Below are 17470 nucleotides of genomic sequence, written 5' to 3' on the forward strand. Positions count from 1 at the left end.
CGCACATGACCAAGCCGCTTACCGTCGCCGTCCAGATGGACCCGCTCGACCAGATCAACATCGCGGGCGACAGCACGTTCGCGCTGATGCTCTCCGCGCAGGCGCGCGGCCACCGGCTGTTCCACTACGACGCCACCGCGCTCAACTGGTCCGACGGGAAGCTGTGGGCAAAGGCACATCCCGTCACCGTCCAGCGGGTGGCAGGGGACCATTTCAGCGTCGGCGACCCGGTAGCGCTGGATCTCGGCGCGGAGGCGGACGTGGTGCTGATGCGGCAGGATCCGCCCTTCGACCTCGGCTATATCACTGCCACGCACCTGCTGGAGCGCATCGCCGACCGCACCCTGGTGGTCAACGATCCGGTCAGCGTCCGCAACGCGCCCGAGAAGATGTTCGTGCTCGATTACGCGCACTTCATGCCGCCAACGCTGATCACGCGCTCGCTCGACGAAGCGCGCGCGTTCCTGAAGCAGCATGGCGAGATCGTCGTGAAACCGCTGCACGGCAACGGCGGCAAGGCGATCTTCCACGTCCGCAGCGCCGGCGAGAACCTGTCGGCGCTGATGGAGGTCTTCAACCAGACATGGCGCGAGCCGCACATGGTGCAGGCATTCCTCCCCGATGTCGCGAAGGGCGACAAGCGTATCGTGCTGGTCGACGGCGAAGTAGCGGGCGCGATCAACCGCCTGCCGGGCGAGGGCGAGATCCGCAGCAACCTTGCGGTCGGCGGCTCGGCGCAGAAGACCGAACTGACCCCGCGCGAGCGCGAGATCTGCGCAGCGCTCGGCCCGGAGCTGAAGCGTCGTGGGCTGATCTTCGTCGGCATCGACGTAATCGGCGGGGAATGGCTGACGGAGATCAACGTCACCTCCCCGACCGGCATCGTCGCGATCGAGGCGTTCGACGGCACGGACGTCGCCGGGCTGATCTGGGACGCGATCGACCGCAGGCTGGCGGAACGCGCCGCCTGAGCGGGCCGTTGGCGCCGGCGTGACCGACTTCATCATCCACTGGATCGTCGCGGGCGGTTATTTCGGCATCTTCCTGCTGATGGCGCTAGAGAATGTCGTGCCGCCGATCCCGTCGGAAGTCATCATGGGGCTCGGCGGGATCGCAGTGGCGCGCGGGCAGATGGAGATGCTCCCGCTGCTGCTGTGGGGCACTGCCGGCACCACCGCCGGCAACGTGTTCTGGTACGCGATCGGCCGCCGGCTCGGCTACGCACGCTTCCGCCCGTTCGTGGAGCGGCACGGGCGCTGGCTGACGATTGAATGGGACGATGTCGAGCGCGTGCGCGGCTTCCTTCACGATCATGGCGGCTGGGTGATCTTCGTCTTCCGCTTCATGCCGACGTTCCGCACGATGATCTCGCTGCCGGCCGGCATGGCCGCGATGCCGATGCCGCGTTTTCTGGTGATGACCTTCGCGGGCAGCATCATCTGGAATGGCGTGCTGGCCGGTGCCGGCTTCTATCTCGGCAGCCGCTTCGCCGAGCTCGACCGTTACGTTGGTCCGGTCGGGATCGCGCTGACCGCGCTGGCGCTCGCCTGGTATGCCTGGCGGGTCGCGACCTGGAAGCCGCGCGGCTGATCGCGAAGGCCGACCGCGTCGCTTACCCGCGCGGGTGCGCGTTGCGGTACACGTCGAGCAGGTGCGCCGCATCCACCCCTGTGTAGACCTGGGTCGAGCTAAGGCTGGCATGCCCCAGCAACTCCTGCAGCGCGCGCAAATCGGCGCCGCGACCCAGCAAGTGCGTCGCGAAGCTGTGCCGCAATGCGTGCGGCGTCGTCCGGTCCGACAGGCCCAGCCGCCCGCGTGCCGCCCGCACCCGCATCCGCACGATCCCGCCGTCCAGCGTCCCGCCGCGCACGCCGCGGAACAGCGCGGCGTCCCGCGTCATCGGCCATGGGCAGCGCGCCACATAATCCTCTACGGCCGCGCGTACCGGCGGCAACAGCGGAACGATCCGCGTCCGGTCGCGCTTGCCGGTCACGCGCAAAGTCTCGCCCAGCGGCAGCGCCGCACCCGTCAGCCCCAGCGCCTCGCCGATCCGCAACCCTGCGCCGTAGAGCAGCATCAGCACCGCCCAGTCGCGCGCCGCCACCCACGGCTCGTCACTCTCTTCCATGACGTCGGTGGCCAGCGCCACCACTTCGTCCGGGGAGATGGGTCGCGGCATGCCCTTTTTCACTCGCGGCCCTTTCAGCCGCGGCGCTGCCCCCGCGCCCCCCGCCCAATCGAGGAAGCCGCGCACCGCCGACAGTTCGCGCGCCGCCGAGGCATTGCCCAGTCCGCGTCCGCGCCGCTGCGCCAGATAGGCGCGCAGGTCGCCCGCACTCACTCTCGACAGCGTTGCACGGTCCACCGACTCGCCCCAATGCACGCTCAGGAACGCCAGCAGCCGCTCCGCCGTCGCCCGATAGGCGCGCACCGTGTGCTCGGAGCGGCGCCGGTCGCGCGCCAGATGGATCGACCACTGCACCGGCAGCGGCAGCGGCAGCAGGGCAGGATCATCGCTCACTTCGCCGCTTTCCCGCGCGTGACCGACATTGGCAAATCAAAATTAACGTTACCCGCGCTAGATTGCCTGCATGACACGTACCGGTACCACCTACGACCGTGCCGTTGAATCCGGCCGTGCTGCCGCGTTGCAGGCGCTGGCACTACTCGGCACCGAGACCGAGAAGGAGTTCGACGCGCTCGTCGCGCTTGCCGCCGAATTGCTCGGCTGCCCCACGGCGTTGCTCAACCTGGTCGGCGAAGACCGCTTGTTCGTGAAAGCGCGGACGACGCCTGGCGCGATGTCGTTCGAACGTGACACCGCCTTCTGCGATCGCACCGTCGTCGACGACCGGATGACCGTGATCGACGATACGCTTGCCGACGAACGCTTCCGCGAAAGTCCGTTCGTCATCGACGCGGGCGTTCGCTTCTACGCCGGCGCCCCGCTCCATGTTCCTGATCCGGACGGCATCCGCCGGGCGGTCGGCACGTTGTGCGTTGTCGACGATCGCCCGCGCCACGCGGACCCGCGCGAATTGGCCGCACTGGCACACCTCGCCACGCTCGCCGAGGCACTGCTTGACGCGCGCCGCACCGCGCTGAAGGCGATCCACATCGCCACCACCGGCGAGGAACTGGTGACGCGCCTCGGCCGTCAGGACCATATCTTTCGCCAGGCCGAACAGATCGCCGCGATCGGATCGTGGCGGCTGTCGATCGTCGACCAGACGCTCGAATGGTCGGACAACGTCTATCGCATTCACGGGCTGCCGGTCGGTGACGGGCCACAGCTCGACGACGCGCTGCGCTTCTACCCGCAGCACATCCGCCCGACCGTGCAGACCTCGCTCGACAAGTCGATCGCGCGTGGCCAGCCGTTCGGGATCGAAAGCGACTTCGTTACGGCCGACGGTCGCCTCCGGCGCGTCCGCGCAATGGCCGATCCGGAGATTGTCGACGGCCGCGTGGTCGCGATGGTGGGCGTCTTTCAGGATGTCACCGATCGTTATGCGCTGGAGCAGCAATTGCGTCGCTCGGCGGACACCGACGCCTTGACCGGCATCGCCAACCGCGCCGCCTTCGATCGCGAGTTGCAGGCGGCGATGGAGCGCGCCCGCCGTGACGGCACCCGGCTACACCTCGCGCTGATCGACCTCGACGGATTCAAGGCGATCAACGACACGCTTGGCCACGGCGCCGGCGACGACGTGCTGCGGCTGACCGGCGCTGCGCTTGCCGAGCCATGGCTGATGGGCAGCATCGCGGCGCGGATCGGCGGCGACGAATTCGCGGTCATCGTCGAGCATCCGGCGTTGGCCGCCGATATCGACGGCCTGCGCGATCGGCTCGAGTCGGTGCTGCGCGTGCCGGTGGAGGCGAACGGGGTGGTCATGACCAGCGCGGGTTCGGTCGGGATTGCGGCGTTCGACGACGACTGCCACTCGCTGCGCGATCTCGCGCGTCGCGCCGATACGATCCTCTACTCCGCGAAGCGCGCCCGCGTCGGCACCCGCAACATGCGCCGCGCTGCATAAGGTCGCCGCTCGCGGCGGTCTTCGACGCGGGATTCGTACGCAGCGTCTGATCGATCGCGTCGAACGGCATTCGCGACGATCTCCGGTCCGACCGCTCGTGACGAAGATCATCTGCTCGCTTCTGGGACCAGTGATGCTCGAACACGCCTGAGCGGCCGCGCGAGGCGAGCATCGTGCCCGCTTCCCTCCGACTCGCGCACGCCCCATATGTCGCCGCGATGTCTTCCCGCGCGCGCGTCCTTGTCCTCAACTCCGCCCTGGGCCCGCTCGACTACCGCGTGCCGCACGGGATGAGCGTAGAGCCCGGCTCCGTGGTCGTCGCACCGCTGGGCCCGCGCCAGCTGCTTGGCGTCGCCTGGGAGCCGGAACGCATGCCGTCCGATGCGGAGGTCGGCGACAACCGCCTGCGCAACCTGCTCGCGGTCGCCGACGTGCCGCCGCTGCGCGCACCGTTGCGCCGGTTGATCGAATGGACCGCGGATTATTACCTCGCGCCCCCCGCCGCGGTCGTGCGCATGGCGCTGTCCTCCACGTCCGCGCTGGAGGGCGGGCGCAGCGTCGTCGAATATCGCGCCACCGGCGACGTGCCCGATCGTCTTACCCCGCAGCGCGCGCAAGCACTCGAGCGGATCGGCGAACGACGGGGATTGATCCGCGAGCTGGCACAAATCGCCGACGTCAGCGACGCGGTGATCCGCGGGCTGGTGAAGACCGGCGCTTTGGAGGGGGTGCCGGTGGACATCGACAGTCCCTTTCCGGTCCCCGACCCCGACCATGCCCCTCCGACGCTCTCCGACGACCAGCGCGCCGCCGCCGCGACGCTCGTGGCCGACGTCGACGCCGCGGCCTTTCGCCCGACCCTGCTCGACGGCGTCACCGGCTCCGGGAAAACCGAGGTCTATTTCGAGGCGGTCGCTGCCGCGCTCCGCTCGGGACGGCAGGTGCTGGTGCTGCTCCCCGAGATCGCGCTGACCGAACCGTTCCTGAAACGCTTCCACGACCGCTTCGGCTGCGAACCCGTGGCGTGGCATTCCGGACTACGCGCTACGCAGCGGCGACGCGCGTGGCGCGCGATCGCCGGCGGCGAGGCGCGGGTGACGGTCGGCGCGCGCTCGGCGCTGTTCCTGCCTTATGCGAACCTCGGGCTGATCGTCGTCGACGAGGCGCACGAAACCAGCTTCAAGCAGGAGGACGGCGTCCATTATCACGCGCGCGATGTCGCGGTGATGCGCGGGCTGTTCGAGGCGTGCCCGGTGATCCTCGCCAGCGCCACGCCCGCGATCGAGACCCGTCACCAGGTCGCGCTCGGCAAATATGCCGAGGTGAAGCTGCCGGGTCGCTTCGGGGTCGCGCAGATGCCGACCATCGAGGCGATCGACCTGATCGCCGAACCGCCGGAGCGCGGCCGTTGGATCAGTCCCCGGCTGGTCAAGGCGCTCGAAGACACGCTGGAGCGCGGCGAACAGTCGCTGCTGTTCCTCAATCGTCGCGGTTATGCGCCGCTCACCTTGTGCCGCACGTGCGGGCACCGCTTCCAATGCCCGAACTGCACCGCGTGGATGGTCGAGCACCGCCTGACCCGCCGTCTGGCTTGCCACCATTGCGGCCATATCGAACCGGTGCCGCGGCTGTGCCCGGAATGCCAGAACGAGGATACGCTCGTCGCGTGCGGGCCGGGGGTGGAGCGGATCGCCGACGAGGTCGCGGCGCTGTTCCCGACGGCACGCGTCGCCGTGGTCACCTCCGACACGATCTGGAGCCCCGCCAAGGCGGCCGAATTCGTCGCGCGGATGGAGGCGGCCGATATCGACATCGTCGTCGGCACGCAGCTGGTGACCAAGGGCTATCACTTTCCCAACCTGACCAACGTCGGCGTCATCGATGCCGATCTCGGGCTGGACGGCGGCGACCTGCGCGCGGCGGAACGCACCTTCCAGCAGATCCGCCAGGTGTCGGGCCGGGCCGGGCGCGGGGCCAAGCCTGGCCACGTCTTCATCCAGACGCACAGCCCGAAGGCGCCGGTGATGCAGGCGCTGATCACCGGCGATGCCGACGCGTTCTACGCCGCCGAAACCGAAGCCCGCCAGGAAGCGGACGCGCCACCTTATGGCCGCTACGCCGCGATCATCGTGTCCAGCGAGGAACAGGGCGCCGCGCATGACACCGCCCGCGCGATCGCCCGCGCCGCGCCACGTATCGACGGCATGGAAGTCTATGGCCCGGCGCCGGCGCCGCTTGCGATGTTACGGGGGCGGCACCGATTTCGCCTGCTGGTCCACGCCCGCCGCGCGCTCGACGTGCAGGACGTGATCCGCGCATGGCTCGGCGGGCTTGAATGGGCTGCGAAGGTGCGGGTCGCGGTCGACGTCGACCCGTACAATTTCCTGTAACACTCCGTCGTTGCGGGCTGGGCGACGCGATCCGGCGGGTTCTGGCCCGGCCTTGAAGCGCGTCGCTCTACTCAGGATGACGAACGAGGCACTTCAGTCAGCGAACAGAAGGACCGGTGTTTCCAGATACTTCTTCAGCGCCTGCACGTAACTGGCGGCGTCCCAGCCATCGACCACGCGGTGGTCGCAGCTGATCGACAGGTTCATCAGCTTGGCGCGCACGATGTCGTCGCCCCCCTGCCCGTTCGGCCGAAATACGGGGCGTTCGACGATCTTGTTCGGCCCGACGATCGCCACTTCCGGCCGATTGATGACCGGGGTCGTCGCTATCCCGCCGAGCGGCCCCAGCGAGGTGACCGTGATCGTTCCGCCACCCATTTCCTGTGGCGTCAGCTTGTTGGCACGTGCCGCGCCCGCCAGTCGCGTGATCTCCGTCGCCAATTGCCAGACATTGCGGTCCTGCGCGTCGCGGATGACGGGTACGGTCAGCCCGGCATCGGTCTGGGTCGCCATCCCGAGATGCACGCGCCCCGAGCGCGTCACGACCCCGGCTTCATCGTCATATCGCGCGTTCAACATCGGAAATTCGGGCAGCGTCCGACACATCGCCACGATCAGCAACGGCAGCATCGTCAGCTTCGGTCGCCCGCCACGATTGTCGTTCAGGTCGGCGCGCATCTCCTCCAGGGCGGTGACATCGATCTCGTCGACATACGTGAAGTGCGGGATATTCCGCTTCGACGCCGCCATGTTCTCGGCAATGCGCCGTCGCATGCCGATGACGCGCACCTGTTCGTCGTCGCGCGCACGGGCCGCGTGCGGCGCGTGATAGCCCTGCCCCGTGCTGTAGCGGAGGAACGCATCCAGATCGGCGTGCCGGATCCGCTCGCCGTCACCGACGCGGATCTGCGCGAGGTCGACGCCCAGGTCTTTCGCCCGTGCGCGAACCGCCGGAGAAGCAAGGACGACGCCAGTTCCTGCGAGCGAGGATTCAGGAGCGGGTTCGACTTTCCGGGACAGATCGCGGGCGTCGGAAGCGGCGGCCCGCTCCGGCGCCGGGTCTTCAAATCCGCCACTTTCCGGCGGTCCTTCCCTTGCAGGAATGGAAGCGGTGACTTCCTCGACGCCAGGGTTCTCGGCCTCCAGCGTCGCCTCGTCGGTAGCCGGTGAGGCGACCTCGCCCGCGGCGCTGCTGTCCTCCCCGCGCTCGACCTCGACCTCGCCCTCGATCTCGATCACGACCAGAGCCGCGCCGATCGACACCTGATCGCCGACCTCGCCCGCGATTTCCACGACGACGCCTGCAACCGGCGACTCCATCTCGACGGTGGCCTTGTCGGTCATCATGTCGGCGAGGCTCTGGTCCTCCTCGACGCGGTCGCCGACCGCGACGTGCCATGCCACGATCTCCGCCTCGGAAATGCCTTCGCCGATGTCCGGCAGCTTGAAGGTGAAACGCGCCATCTGCCTTTAATCCTTCAGAATCTTCTTGAGCGCCTGCCCGATCCGCACCGGTCCGGGGAAATAGGCCCATTCCAGGCTGTGCGGGTACGGCGTGTCGAATCCGGTGACGCGCTCGACCGGCGCTTCCAGGTGATAGAAGCATCGCTCCTGCACCAGGGCCGACAGTTCGGCGCCGAACCCGCCGGTGCGCGTCGCCTCGTGGACGATCATGCAGCGGCCGGTCTTCTTCACCGACGCCTCGATCGTCTCGATATCCAGCGGCACCAGGCTGCGCAGATCGATGATCTCGGCATCGACGCCGGCATCGGCGACCACCTGCGCGCAGACGTGCACCATCGTGCCATAAGCGAGGATTGTCAGCGCCTCGCCCGCGCGCACCACGTTCGCCTTGCCCAGCGGGATCTTGTAATAACCGGTCGGCACCTCGCCGGCGGGATGTTTCGACCAGTTTTCCGCCGGGCGATCCCAATGGCCGTTGAACGGCCCGTTGTAGATGCGCTTCGGCTCGAAGAAGATCACCGGATCATTGTCCTCGATCGCCGAGATCAGCAGCCCCTTGGCATCGTACGGCGTCGACGGGATGATCGTCTTCACGCCGGAGACGTGGGTGAAGATCCCCTCGGGCGACTGCGAGTGCGTCTGCCCGCCGAAAATCCCGCCGCCGAATGGCGAGCGCACCGTCATCGGTGCGGTAAATTCGCCGCCGGAGCGATAGCGCAGCCGCGCCGCCTCGCTGACCAACTGGTCGAGCGCGGGGTAGATGTAATCCGCGAACTGGATCTCCGGCACCGGGCGCAGGCCATAGGCGCCCATTCCTACTGCCACGCCGATGATCCCGCATTCGGTGATCGGCGTGTCGAAGACGCGGGTCTTGCCGTACTTCTTCTGCAAACCGGCAGTCGCGCGGAACACGCCGCCGAAATAGCCGACGTCCTCGCCCATGACGACGATCGACGGATCGCGCGCCATCGTCACGTCCATCGCCGAATTGATCGCCTGGATCATGTTCATGCGGGTGGTGGCGGTATCCTCCGCCGGTTGTTCGATCATGTCGGTCAAATCGACGTCATCCCGGCAAAGGCCGGGACCTCCCTGTTACGAAGAGCGCCCTTGTGACGCGAGACCCCGGCGTTCGCCGCGGTGACGAATAGAGCGTTCACTTGCGCGCCCACGGCCGCCCGCTGGCGGTTTCCTCGTCGATCATCTGCTGGCGTTGCTCGCGCAGGTGCCACGGCATCTCCTCGAACACGCCATCGAACAGGCTGTCGAGCGGCTGGTGCAGGCCGTGGCCCAGAATGCCGTTCTTTTCGGCCTCCTTCTGCGCGCGCTTCACCTCTTCGGCGACCTCGCGGTCCATCGCTTCCTGCCGCGCGTCGTCCCATTCGCCGATCGCGACCAGATGGTCCTTCAGCCGCCGGATCGGATCGCCCAATGGCCATGCGGTCGGCTCGCCGGCCGAGCGATATTGCGTGGGATCGTCGGAGGTCGAATGCCCCTCGGTCCGGTACGTGAAATGCTCGATCAGCGTCGGGCCGGCGTTGGTGCGCGCGCGCTCCGCGGCCCATGCGGTGGCGGCATAGACCGCCAGCGCATCGTTGCCGTCGACGCGCAGCCCGGCGATCCCGTAACCCACCGCGCGGGCCGCGAACGTCGTCGCCTCCGCACCGGCGAAGCCCGAGAAACTGCTGATCGCCCATTGGTTGTTGACGACGTTGAAGATCACCGGTGCACGATAGACGGTCGCGAAGGTCAGCGCGGAATGGAAGTCGCCCTCCGCGGTGGAGCCTTCGCCGCACCATGTCGCCGCAATCCGGGTGTCGCCCTTCGACGCGCTCGCCATCGCCCAGCCGACCGCCTGCGGATATTGCGTCGTCAGGTTCCCCGAGATCGAAAAGAAGCCGAACCTCTTTTCCGAATACATGATCGGCAGCTGCTTGCCCTGCAACTTGTCGCCGGTATTCGAATAGATCTGGTTCATCATGTCGACCATCGGGCAACCACGCGCGATGAGAAGGCCCTGCTGACGATAGGACGGGAAGCACATGTCCTCGGCATCCAGCGCGTGCGCGGCGGCGACCGCCACTGCCTCCTCGCCCAGGGATTTCATGTAGAAGCTGGTCTTGCCCTGTCGCTGCGCGCGGAACATGCGTTCGTCGAACGCGCGCACCGTCGCCATGTGGCGCAGCATCCGGCGCAGTTTATCGGGGGATAGCCGCGGGTTCCACGCGCCGACCGCCTGGTTCTGCTCGTCCAGGACGCGCACCATCGTATAGGCCAGTTCGGTAAAGCCGCTCGCCGGCTCCGCAGTGTCGGGGCGGCGCGCCGCGCCCGCCGCCGGCACCTCGACATCCGCGAAGTCGACCGTATCGCCGGGCCGGAACTTGGGCTCGGGCACGTGCAGCGACAGGCGTGGCAGATTCTGCGGCGGCGGGTTGCCGGCGGGATGCTGGATGCCGGGATCGTCGGCCAAGTCTCACTCTCCATCACGCGCCGTTTCGGGTGACGGCGCGGTTTCCCGTCCTTGTAATATTGTTTCAAACGCGACGAAAGCCCCCATGTAGCAAGGTGACGAACCCAGCATTCTCGGGCTATTCAACGAATTGACTCGACTCGCCATTGCGGAACAAACTAGGAACGAACATCCCTTTGCGGAGTCGTACCAGCCGTGCCCGAGTCGAGCGTCCTTCAATCCCTGCGCGATACGCTCCGCGCCATCGAAGGCGACGGCCATCGTCGCCGTCCGGTGTTGCCGTTCGGGATTGGCGAACTCGATGCGCGGCTGGCGAACACCGGTCTGCGGCTCGATGCACTGCACGAGATCGCCGCCGCGACGCCCTCGCCAAGTGACGATGCGTCGGCGACCCTGTTCCTCGCCGGGATCGCCGCGCGTGCCTGGGGGCCGGTCCTCTGGGTGGTGCGGCGGCGCGACCTGTTCGCGCCCGGCCTCTACCAGTCGGGTCTCGACCCCGAACGCGTGCTCTATGCCGAGGCGACCGACGATGCCGAGGTGCTGGCGCTGATGGAGGAGGGGTTGCGCCACCGCGCACTGGGGGCGGTAATCGGCGAGACGTGCCGTGCCGCGATGGCCTCGACGCGCCGGTTGCAACTGGCGGCGGAGGGCGGGCGGACGATCGCGCTGCTGATGAAGCGGCACGCGCGGGAGGGTGCCGACCCGCTCGCTGTGCCATCCGCGGCGGTGACGCGCTGGCGCATCGCTTCCGCCCCGTCCGCGCCGTTGCCGGTCGCCGGTATCGGGCGCGCGCGCTGGGACGTGGCGCTGGTCCGCCAGCGTGGCGGCGAAGCATTTCAAACGATCGTGGAGGCATGCGATGAAACGGGTCGCCTCGCTCTACCTGCCCGACTGGTCGATCGACCGGCTGCGGCGGGCCGAGCCCGCCCTCGCGCCGCCGCCTGAGCGGCGCGTCGCGCTCGATCTTGCCGCGATCAAGGCGGCAGGCGACGCCGAACAGGGCGGCAAGCAATGCGACGCGCCGCGCAACAGCGGCTGGCGCCCCGGTGCGCGCTGGGCACGCGAGGACGTCGCGCGCCACGTCGCCGCGCTGCCCGCGCACCAGCGCCCGCCGATGCGCGAAATGGGTCGCCGCAGCGAAGCCGCCGAACACCCGTACAAGCGCCTGCCCGGCGACGACGGCGGCAAGGCGAGCGGCTGGCCCGAACCGGCGATGGTGGCGGTGCGCTCGCATGGCGAGGGCGTGCGCGACAAAGATCCGGCACCTCACCTCCATCGTCCGCAGCAGACGGACACCACCCGCCATACGGACACCCCGGCTTCGGCAGGGATGACGGCTGCGGCCCCGCCCTTCGCCGCCTGGAACGCGATGCCGGCGATCCGCTATCCCGGCGATGGCCCGCATCCCGACAAGCACGCGGCGAAGGAACGCCGCGGCTCCAACGATGCCGGCGCGACCGTCGGGCAAGTCGCCGCCTTCTTCGACACCGGGCGCAGTACCGCGGGCACCGTCTCGCGCGTCTGTACGCCCATGCCCGCCCCCACCCGGCCGGTAATCCCCGAAACCGCGCCGCCGCTCGTCACCGTCCGCAAGGCCGGCAGCCGCGTCGAGGTCGCCGCCGTCTCCTCCGCCGCACATGCGCTGGGCATCGTTCCCGGCATGGCGCTGACCCAGGTCCGCGCCGCCACGCCCGACGTGGTCGTGCGCGACGCCGATCCGGACGGTGACGCGCGCGACCTGCACCGGCTGGCGGTCGCACTCGCGCGCCGCTGGTCGCCAACCGTCGCCATCGCCGATCCGCAGACGCTGTTCCTCGACCTCACCGGAGTCGCACACCTCCACGGCGGCGAGGCGGGGATGGCACGGCGGATCGTGCGCCTGCTCGCGCGGATCGGCATCACCGCGCGGGTCGCGATCGCCGACACCGCGGGAGCCGCCTGGGCCTGCGCGCACCACGCTGCAGACGGCGTCACGATCCTCCCGCCCGGCGAGACGTTGACTGCCATTGCCAAGCTGCCGGTCGCGGCGTTGCGGATTGACGATCACGCGCTGGAATTGCTGCGCCGGCTCGGCATCGACCATGTCGGGCAGCTCGCCGCGCTCCCGCGCGCGCCGCTAGCGCGGCGGTTCGGACGCGCGGTGCCGTTGCGGCTCGACCAGGCGAGCGGGCGCGCCGCCGAGCCGCTCGCCCCGATCGTTCCGCCGGTCGCGATCATCGTCGAGCAGCGTTTCGCCGAACCGTTGCTGACGGCCGAACCGATCGCGCACTGGATCGCACAGCTCGTCACGCGACTTGTGGAGGATCTCGCGCGCGACGGCCGCGGAGCGCGCGTCGTGCTGCTCGCCGCCACGCGCATCGACGCCGCCGTGCAGGTCGAACGGGTCGGCTTCGCGCGCCCGACCCGCGCGCCCGCCCATATGCTGCGGTTGTTGCTGCGCCGCATCGAGCGGCTCGATCCTGGGTTCGGGATCGAGGCGCTTGCGCTTCACGTCCGCCGCGCCGACCCGCTCGGGCCGGAGGCGTTCGATGACGACCTCGCCGACGGCGAACGTCCCGATCTCGCGCCGCTGATCGACGCGATCGTCAATCGCATCGGGACGCGGCGATTGTGGCGCGCCTGCGCAGTCGAAAGCGATGTCCCCGAACGCTCGGTGGGCGGCGCGGCGGCGCTCGATCCGCCCGCGCATGCCGCGCCGGTACTGGCGCGCGACGACGTACGACGGCTCGATGCGCGCGGCGTCGATCATCCCTGGCACCCGCGCTGGCCGCGTCCCGCACGGTTGCTGCGCCGTCCCGAGCCGGTCGACAATGTCATGGCCGAGCTGCCCGATCACTGGCCGCGCCGCTTCACGTGGCGCGGCGTCACCCATGCGATCGTGCGCGGCGACGGGCCGGAGCGGATCACCGGCGAATGGTGGCGGCGCGTCGCCGAACGCGATTCGGTGCGCGACTACTTCCAGGTCGAGGACGCCGAGGGCCGCCGCTTCTGGCTTTTCCGGCGCGGCGACGCGCAACGCGCGGTCACCGGTGACCTGTCATGGTACGTGCATGGCACGTTCGGCTAGCTCAGACGCGCGCGTCGATCGCCGCGACGTGCCCCGCGGTGGCGTAGGCGAGGATCTTCTCGTCGGCGGTCAGGATCGGGCAGGCCAGATGCCTGGCGGTAGCGATCATCAGTCGATCCGCCGGATCGCCGTGGATAGCGCCAGGCAACGTTCCAGCATCGATGCCGATTTCCGGCGTCAGCGCGATCCAGCGGAAGCCGCCCGTCGCCACGACATGCGTAAACCAAAGGCCGGTTTCCATGCGCAGCGCCAGACGCTCCCTGTCGGCCAGCATCGCCATTTCCCAACTCATGATGGTCGGGATCGAGGCACCGTTGGTCCTGCGCGCCGTTGCGATCACGTCCTGCGCTACCGCACCGAGTCGCCGATCTCCCTGAACCAGCCAGACAAGGACAAGCGTGTCGATGACGATCATGGCGCGCGATACACGCCGGCAGGATTATTGTCGTGCCACTCCTCCATGTCCGACACGGGCGTAAACGGATCGTCGAAGCGGTACGCATCATTCTTGAGCAGCCCGAATACGGGCTTCAGCGGCACATCACGCTTCGGCACGACTTCCGCCACCACCTTGCCACGCTTGGTAATGGTCAGCGGTTCACCGTCCTCCTGCATCTCGTCGATTAGCCGAAGGCAATGGGCCTTGAACTCGCTGACGCTCACGACCTTGCCCATCACCACCTCCGGATTGACCAACTCATATAGTCATCTCGCACCATGACGTACAGCGAGCTGCAGGTCACGACGCACTTCTCGTTCCTGCGTGGCGCGTCGTCGTGCGAGGAGCTGTTCAGCACTGCCGCGCTGATGGGGATGCCGGCGCTCGGCATCGTCGACCGGAACTCGGTCGCCGGCGTGGTGCGCGCGCTCTACGCCGCCGAACAGCTCGCCAGCGAGCAGGGCCTTGCGATCCGCGCCATTCCCGGCTGCCGGCTCGACCTCGTCGACGGCGCGTCGTTGCTGGTGTGGCCGGAGGACCGCGCCGCCTGGTCGCGGCTCACCACGTTGCTCAGCCGCGGCAAGGCACGCGCCGATGCGCAACGCGGCGAGAAGGGCCGCTGCTTCCTCCATTGGGAGGACGTCGCCGCATACGCGCAGGGCCTGGTCGCCGCACTCGTCCCCGGTCACGACGTCGACGCCGATCACATGCGCTGGATGGCCGACCTGTTCGGCACCGCCGGCCATGTCTGCCTCACCCACTATCGCCGCCCGGGCGAGGCGTTGCGGCTCCACCGCATCGCCGCGGCGGCCGGCGCGCACGGCCTCACCCCGCTCGCCACCGGCGACGTGCTCTACCATGCCCCCGACAAGCGCATGCTCCACGACGTCGTCACCGCGATCCGCGAGAAATGCACGATCGACGAACTTGGCCTGCGCCGCGAACGCAGCGCCGATCGTCATCTCAAGCCGCCGGCGGAGATGGAGCGGCTGTATCGCGATCACCCGCTGGCGCTGGCCGCAAGTGCCGCGATCGTCGAGCGCTGCACCTTCTCGCTGCGCGAACTCGACTATCAATATCCCGAGGAACGGGTAATGAGCGGGCGCACGTCGCAGCAGGCGCTGGAACAGCTCGCCCGCAACGCGCTGGCACGGCATTTCGACGGCGCCCCGCCCGACGACTACACCAGGATGCTCGACCACGAACTGAAGCTGGTGGGGAAAATGGACTATGCGCCCTACTTCCTGACGGTCATGTCGATCGTCAGCTTCGCGCGTGGCCAGGGCATCCTGTGCCAGGGGCGCGGCAGCGCCGCCAATTCGATCATCTGCTACGTGCTCGGCATCACCTCGATCGACCCGGTCAAGCACCAGCTTCTGTTCGAACGCTTCATCTCCGAGGAACGCCGCGAACCGCCCGACATCGACATCGATTTCGAGCACGAGCGCCGCGAGGAAGTGATCCAGTGGATCTACGAGACCTATGGCCACGATCATGCTGCGTTGACCGCGGTGGTCAGCCGCTTCCGCACCCGCGGCGCGATCCGCGAGGTCGGCAAAGTGCTGGGACTGCCCGAGGACATGACCGGTGCGCTCGCCAGCCAGGTGTGGGGCTGGTCGAACGAAGGCGTGCCGACCGCGCATGTGGAGGCGCTGAACCTCGACGCCGGGGAGCCGCGGCTCGCGCTCGCGCTGGAACTGGCGCGCGAGTTGATCGGCACGCCGCGTCATCTGTCGCAGCATCCCGGCGGTTTCGTGCTGACCCGTGCGCCGCTCCACGATCTCGTGCCGATCGAGCCCGCCGCGATGGCGGATCGTCGCGTCATCGAATGGGAGAAGGAGGATATCGAGGAACTCGGGTTCATGAAGGTCGACATCCTCGGGCTGGGGATGCTCGGCTGCATGCGCCGCGCCTTCGATCTGCTGCGCGAGCACAAGCACGTCGACATGACGCTCGCCAGCCCGGCGCTCCAGGACGACGACCCGGCCACCTATGCGATGATCCAGAAGGCCGACACGCTGGGCGTGTTCCAGATCGAAAGCCGTGCGCAGATGAGCATGTTGCCGCGCATGAAGCCGACGACCTTCTACGACATCGCAATCCAGGTCGCGATCGTCCGCCCCGGCCCGATCCAGGGCAACATGGTCCACCCCTATCTGAAGCGCCGCGAACAGAAGGAAGCGGTCGAATACCCCAGCCCGGACTTGAAACGCGTACTGGCCAAGACGCTCGGCGTGCCGCTGTTCCAGGAACAGGCAATGCAGGTCGCGGTGATCGGCGCGGGCTTCACGCCGGGGCAGGCCGACCAGTTGCGTCGTGCGATGGCGACGTTCAAGTCGACCGGCGGTGTCGGCCCGTTCCGCGAGCGGCTGATCACGGGCATGCTGCGCAACGGCATCACGGAAGCGTTCGCGGAGCGGCTGGTCAAGCAGATCGAGGGCTTCGGCAGCTACGGCTTTCCCGAAAGCCATGCCGCCAGCTTCGCCAAGATCGCCTACGCTTCGTCATGGATGAAATGCCACCATCCCGACGTGTTCTGCGCGGCGTTGCTCAACGCGCAGCCGATGGGCTTCTATGCGCCCGCGCAGATCGTTCGCGATGCGCGCGAACACGGCGTGGTGGTGCGCCCGGTCTGCGTGCTGGACAGCGAATGGGATACCGCGCTGCTGCCGGCGACACGCATCGGACGCCATCCTCTGCGGCTCGGGCTGCGCATCGTCGCCGGACTGTCGGGTGCGGACGCCGGCCGCCTGCTCACCGCACGCGCGCGGGCACGCTTCACGTCGGTCGAGGATCTGTGGCGCCGCTCGGGCGTCCCGCTTGCCACGCTGGAGAAGCTCGCGCGTGCCGATGCCTTCCACGCGCTCGGCCTCGACCGTCGACAGGCACTATGGGCGATCCGCGGGCTCGGCGAGGCGCCGCTGCCGCTGCTGGCGGGACTGGAGCGGCGCGAGGAACCGGTGACGCTCACCCGGCTGACGGAAGGACGCGAGGTGGTCGAGGATTATCGCGCCACGCAAATGTCGCTGCGGGCGCACCCGCTGCACTTCCTGCGTCCGCGCCTCGACGAACGGCGCATCGCGCGCTGCGCCGACCTGAAGGGCTTCGACGGCAAGCCGATCGAGGTCGCCGGGATCATCCTGGTCCGCCAGCGCCCCGGCTCGGCGAAGGGCGTGCTGTTCATCACGATCGAGGACGAGACCGGCGTCGCCAACGGTATCCTGTGGCCGGATCGCTTCGAGGCGCAGCGCCGCACCGTCATGTCGGCGGCGATGGTCGGGCTGAAGGGCCGCGTGCAGGTGGAAGGCGAGGTGACCCATATCATCGTCGACCGCGTGACCGATCTCACCGCGATGCTGCGCGAGGTCGGCGACGTCGACCTGCCGCGGCTGGTCGCGCGCGGCGACGGCGCCACCCATCCCGGCGCGCCCGACCGCGGCGATCCCGGCTGGAAAGTGCGACCGCGCTCCGATTATCATTTCCGCGATCGTGGCGAAAACGACATCCCGGTGCAGAGCCACGATTTCCACTGACCGCGGGGGCAGCACGGAAAATCTTGAAATGTAACAAAATGCACCTGACAAAATGCCGTCGCCACCACAT

The 17470-nt window shown here is 68.4% G+C and carries 13 protein-coding genes; 7 read left to right on the forward strand and 6 right to left on the reverse strand.

What is annotated here, in order from left to right; genetic code table 11:
* The first annotated feature begins 5 nt into the window (after positions 1 to 5).
* Positions 6 to 971, forward strand: coding sequence for a glutathione synthase (gshB, locus tag SPHPHY_RS0116430; protein ID WP_022687780.1), 966 nt, complete (start codon positions 6 to 8; stop codon positions 969 to 971).
* Between the two features lie 19 nt (positions 972 to 990).
* A complete protein-coding gene (locus SPHPHY_RS0116435; protein ID WP_022687781.1) occupies positions 991 to 1590 on the forward strand; it encodes a DedA family protein in 600 nt (199 codons plus the stop codon).
* A 22-nt stretch (positions 1591 to 1612) separates the two neighbouring features.
* Here the strand turns inward: SPHPHY_RS0116435 and SPHPHY_RS0116440 are convergent, their stop codons facing one another.
* Complete coding sequence (locus SPHPHY_RS0116440; RefSeq protein WP_028057029.1) at positions 1613 to 2500, reverse strand: tyrosine recombinase XerC; 888 nt, start codon at positions 2498 to 2500, stop codon at positions 1613 to 1615.
* Between the two features lie 91 nt (positions 2501 to 2591).
* Between SPHPHY_RS0116440 and SPHPHY_RS20440 the strand changes: the two genes are divergently transcribed.
* Positions 2592 to 4037, forward strand: a complete 1446-nt coding sequence (locus tag SPHPHY_RS20440) for a diguanylate cyclase domain-containing protein (RefSeq protein ID WP_022687783.1) — start codon at positions 2592 to 2594, stop codon at positions 4035 to 4037.
* A 218-nt stretch (positions 4038 to 4255) separates the two neighbouring features.
* On the forward strand, positions 4256 to 6427 hold the full coding sequence (locus SPHPHY_RS0116450; protein ID WP_022687784.1) for a primosomal protein N': 2172 nt from the start codon (positions 4256 to 4258) through the stop codon (positions 6425 to 6427).
* Between the two features lie 93 nt (positions 6428 to 6520).
* Here the strand turns inward: SPHPHY_RS0116450 and SPHPHY_RS0116455 are convergent, their stop codons facing one another.
* The 3 genes from SPHPHY_RS0116455 to SPHPHY_RS0116465 all read right to left on the reverse strand — a co-directional run bounded on the left by SPHPHY_RS0116455 (position 6521) and on the right by SPHPHY_RS0116465 (position 10361).
* Positions 6521 to 7891 carry a dihydrolipoamide acetyltransferase family protein gene (locus tag SPHPHY_RS0116455; RefSeq protein WP_022687785.1) on the reverse strand — a complete coding sequence of 457 codons (1371 nt, stop codon included), beginning with the start codon at positions 7889 to 7891 and terminating at the stop codon, positions 6521 to 6523.
* 6 nt (positions 7892 to 7897) lie between these two features.
* Positions 7898 to 8902: an alpha-ketoacid dehydrogenase subunit beta gene (locus tag SPHPHY_RS0116460; protein ID WP_028057030.1), complete on the reverse strand. Its 1005-nt coding sequence runs from the start codon at positions 8900 to 8902 to the stop codon at positions 7898 to 7900.
* Between the two features lie 145 nt (positions 8903 to 9047).
* On the reverse strand, positions 9048 to 10361 hold the full coding sequence (locus SPHPHY_RS0116465; protein WP_022687787.1) for a 3-methyl-2-oxobutanoate dehydrogenase (2-methylpropanoyl-transferring) subunit alpha: 1314 nt from the start codon (positions 10359 to 10361) through the stop codon (positions 9048 to 9050).
* Positions 10362 to 10556: 195 nt separating this feature from the next.
* Here SPHPHY_RS0116465 and SPHPHY_RS0116470 point away from each other — a divergent pair, with 195 nt between their 5' ends.
* Both SPHPHY_RS0116470 and SPHPHY_RS0116475 read left to right on the forward strand, forming a co-directional pair.
* A complete protein-coding gene (locus SPHPHY_RS0116470) occupies positions 10557 to 11306 on the forward strand; it encodes an ImuA family protein (protein WP_022687788.1) in 750 nt (249 codons plus the stop codon).
* A complete protein-coding gene (locus SPHPHY_RS0116475; RefSeq protein ID WP_022687789.1) occupies positions 11221 to 13428 on the forward strand; it encodes a Y-family DNA polymerase in 2208 nt (735 codons plus the stop codon). The genes SPHPHY_RS0116470 and SPHPHY_RS0116475 overlap by 86 nt, the downstream gene beginning before the upstream one ends.
* Before the next feature lies 1 nt (position 13429).
* Here the strand turns inward: SPHPHY_RS0116475 and SPHPHY_RS0116480 are convergent, their stop codons facing one another.
* Positions 13430 to 13843: a type II toxin-antitoxin system VapC family toxin gene (locus SPHPHY_RS0116480; protein WP_022687790.1), complete on the reverse strand. Its 414-nt coding sequence runs from the start codon at positions 13841 to 13843 to the stop codon at positions 13430 to 13432.
* The gene (locus tag SPHPHY_RS20445) at positions 13840 to 14103 is read right to left on the reverse strand and encodes a type II toxin-antitoxin system Phd/YefM family antitoxin (RefSeq protein WP_196802182.1); all 264 of its coding nucleotides are present in this window, start codon (positions 14101 to 14103) and stop codon (positions 13840 to 13842) included. Before SPHPHY_RS20445 ends, SPHPHY_RS0116480 begins: the two co-directional genes overlap by 4 nt.
* A 42-nt stretch (positions 14104 to 14145) precedes the next feature.
* On the opposite strand from SPHPHY_RS20445, the gene SPHPHY_RS0116490 reads away from it, so the two are divergent.
* Positions 14146 to 17400 carry an error-prone DNA polymerase gene (locus tag SPHPHY_RS0116490; RefSeq protein WP_022687792.1) on the forward strand — a complete coding sequence of 1085 codons (3255 nt, stop codon included), beginning with the start codon at positions 14146 to 14148 and terminating at the stop codon, positions 17398 to 17400.
* The last annotated feature ends 70 nt before the right edge of the window (positions 17401 to 17470 follow it).

The organism is Sphingomonas phyllosphaerae 5.2 (assembly GCF_000419605.1).
GTDB lineage: Bacteria > Pseudomonadota > Alphaproteobacteria > Sphingomonadales > Sphingomonadaceae > Sphingomonas > Sphingomonas phyllosphaerae_B.

Excerpts from the sequence above, each read along its gene's own strand:
- gshB (WP_022687780.1), top strand. The coding sequence starts at position 6 with ATGACCAAGCCGCTTACCGTCGCCGTCCAGATGGACCCGCTCGACCAG.
- SPHPHY_RS20440 (WP_022687783.1), top strand. The coding sequence starts at position 2,592 with ATGACACGTACCGGTACCACCTACGACCGTGCCGTTGAATCCGGCCGT.
- SPHPHY_RS0116450 (WP_022687784.1), top strand. The coding sequence starts at position 4,256 with ATGTCTTCCCGCGCGCGCGTCCTTGTCCTCAACTCCGCCCTGGGCCCG.
- SPHPHY_RS0116455 (WP_022687785.1), bottom strand. The coding sequence starts at position 7,891 with ATGGCGCGTTTCACCTTCAAGCTGCCGGACATCGGCGAAGGCATTTCC.
- SPHPHY_RS0116460 (WP_028057030.1), bottom strand. The coding sequence starts at position 8,902 with ATGAACATGATCCAGGCGATCAATTCGGCGATGGACGTGACGATGGCG.
- SPHPHY_RS0116475 (WP_022687789.1), top strand. The coding sequence starts at position 11,221 with ATGAAACGGGTCGCCTCGCTCTACCTGCCCGACTGGTCGATCGACCGG.
- SPHPHY_RS0116480 (WP_022687790.1), bottom strand. The coding sequence starts at position 13,843 with ATGATCGTCATCGACACGCTTGTCCTTGTCTGGCTGGTTCAGGGAGAT.
- SPHPHY_RS20445 (WP_196802182.1), bottom strand. The coding sequence starts at position 14,103 with ATGGGCAAGGTCGTGAGCGTCAGCGAGTTCAAGGCCCATTGCCTTCGG.
- SPHPHY_RS0116490 (WP_022687792.1), top strand. The coding sequence starts at position 14,146 with ATGACGTACAGCGAGCTGCAGGTCACGACGCACTTCTCGTTCCTGCGT.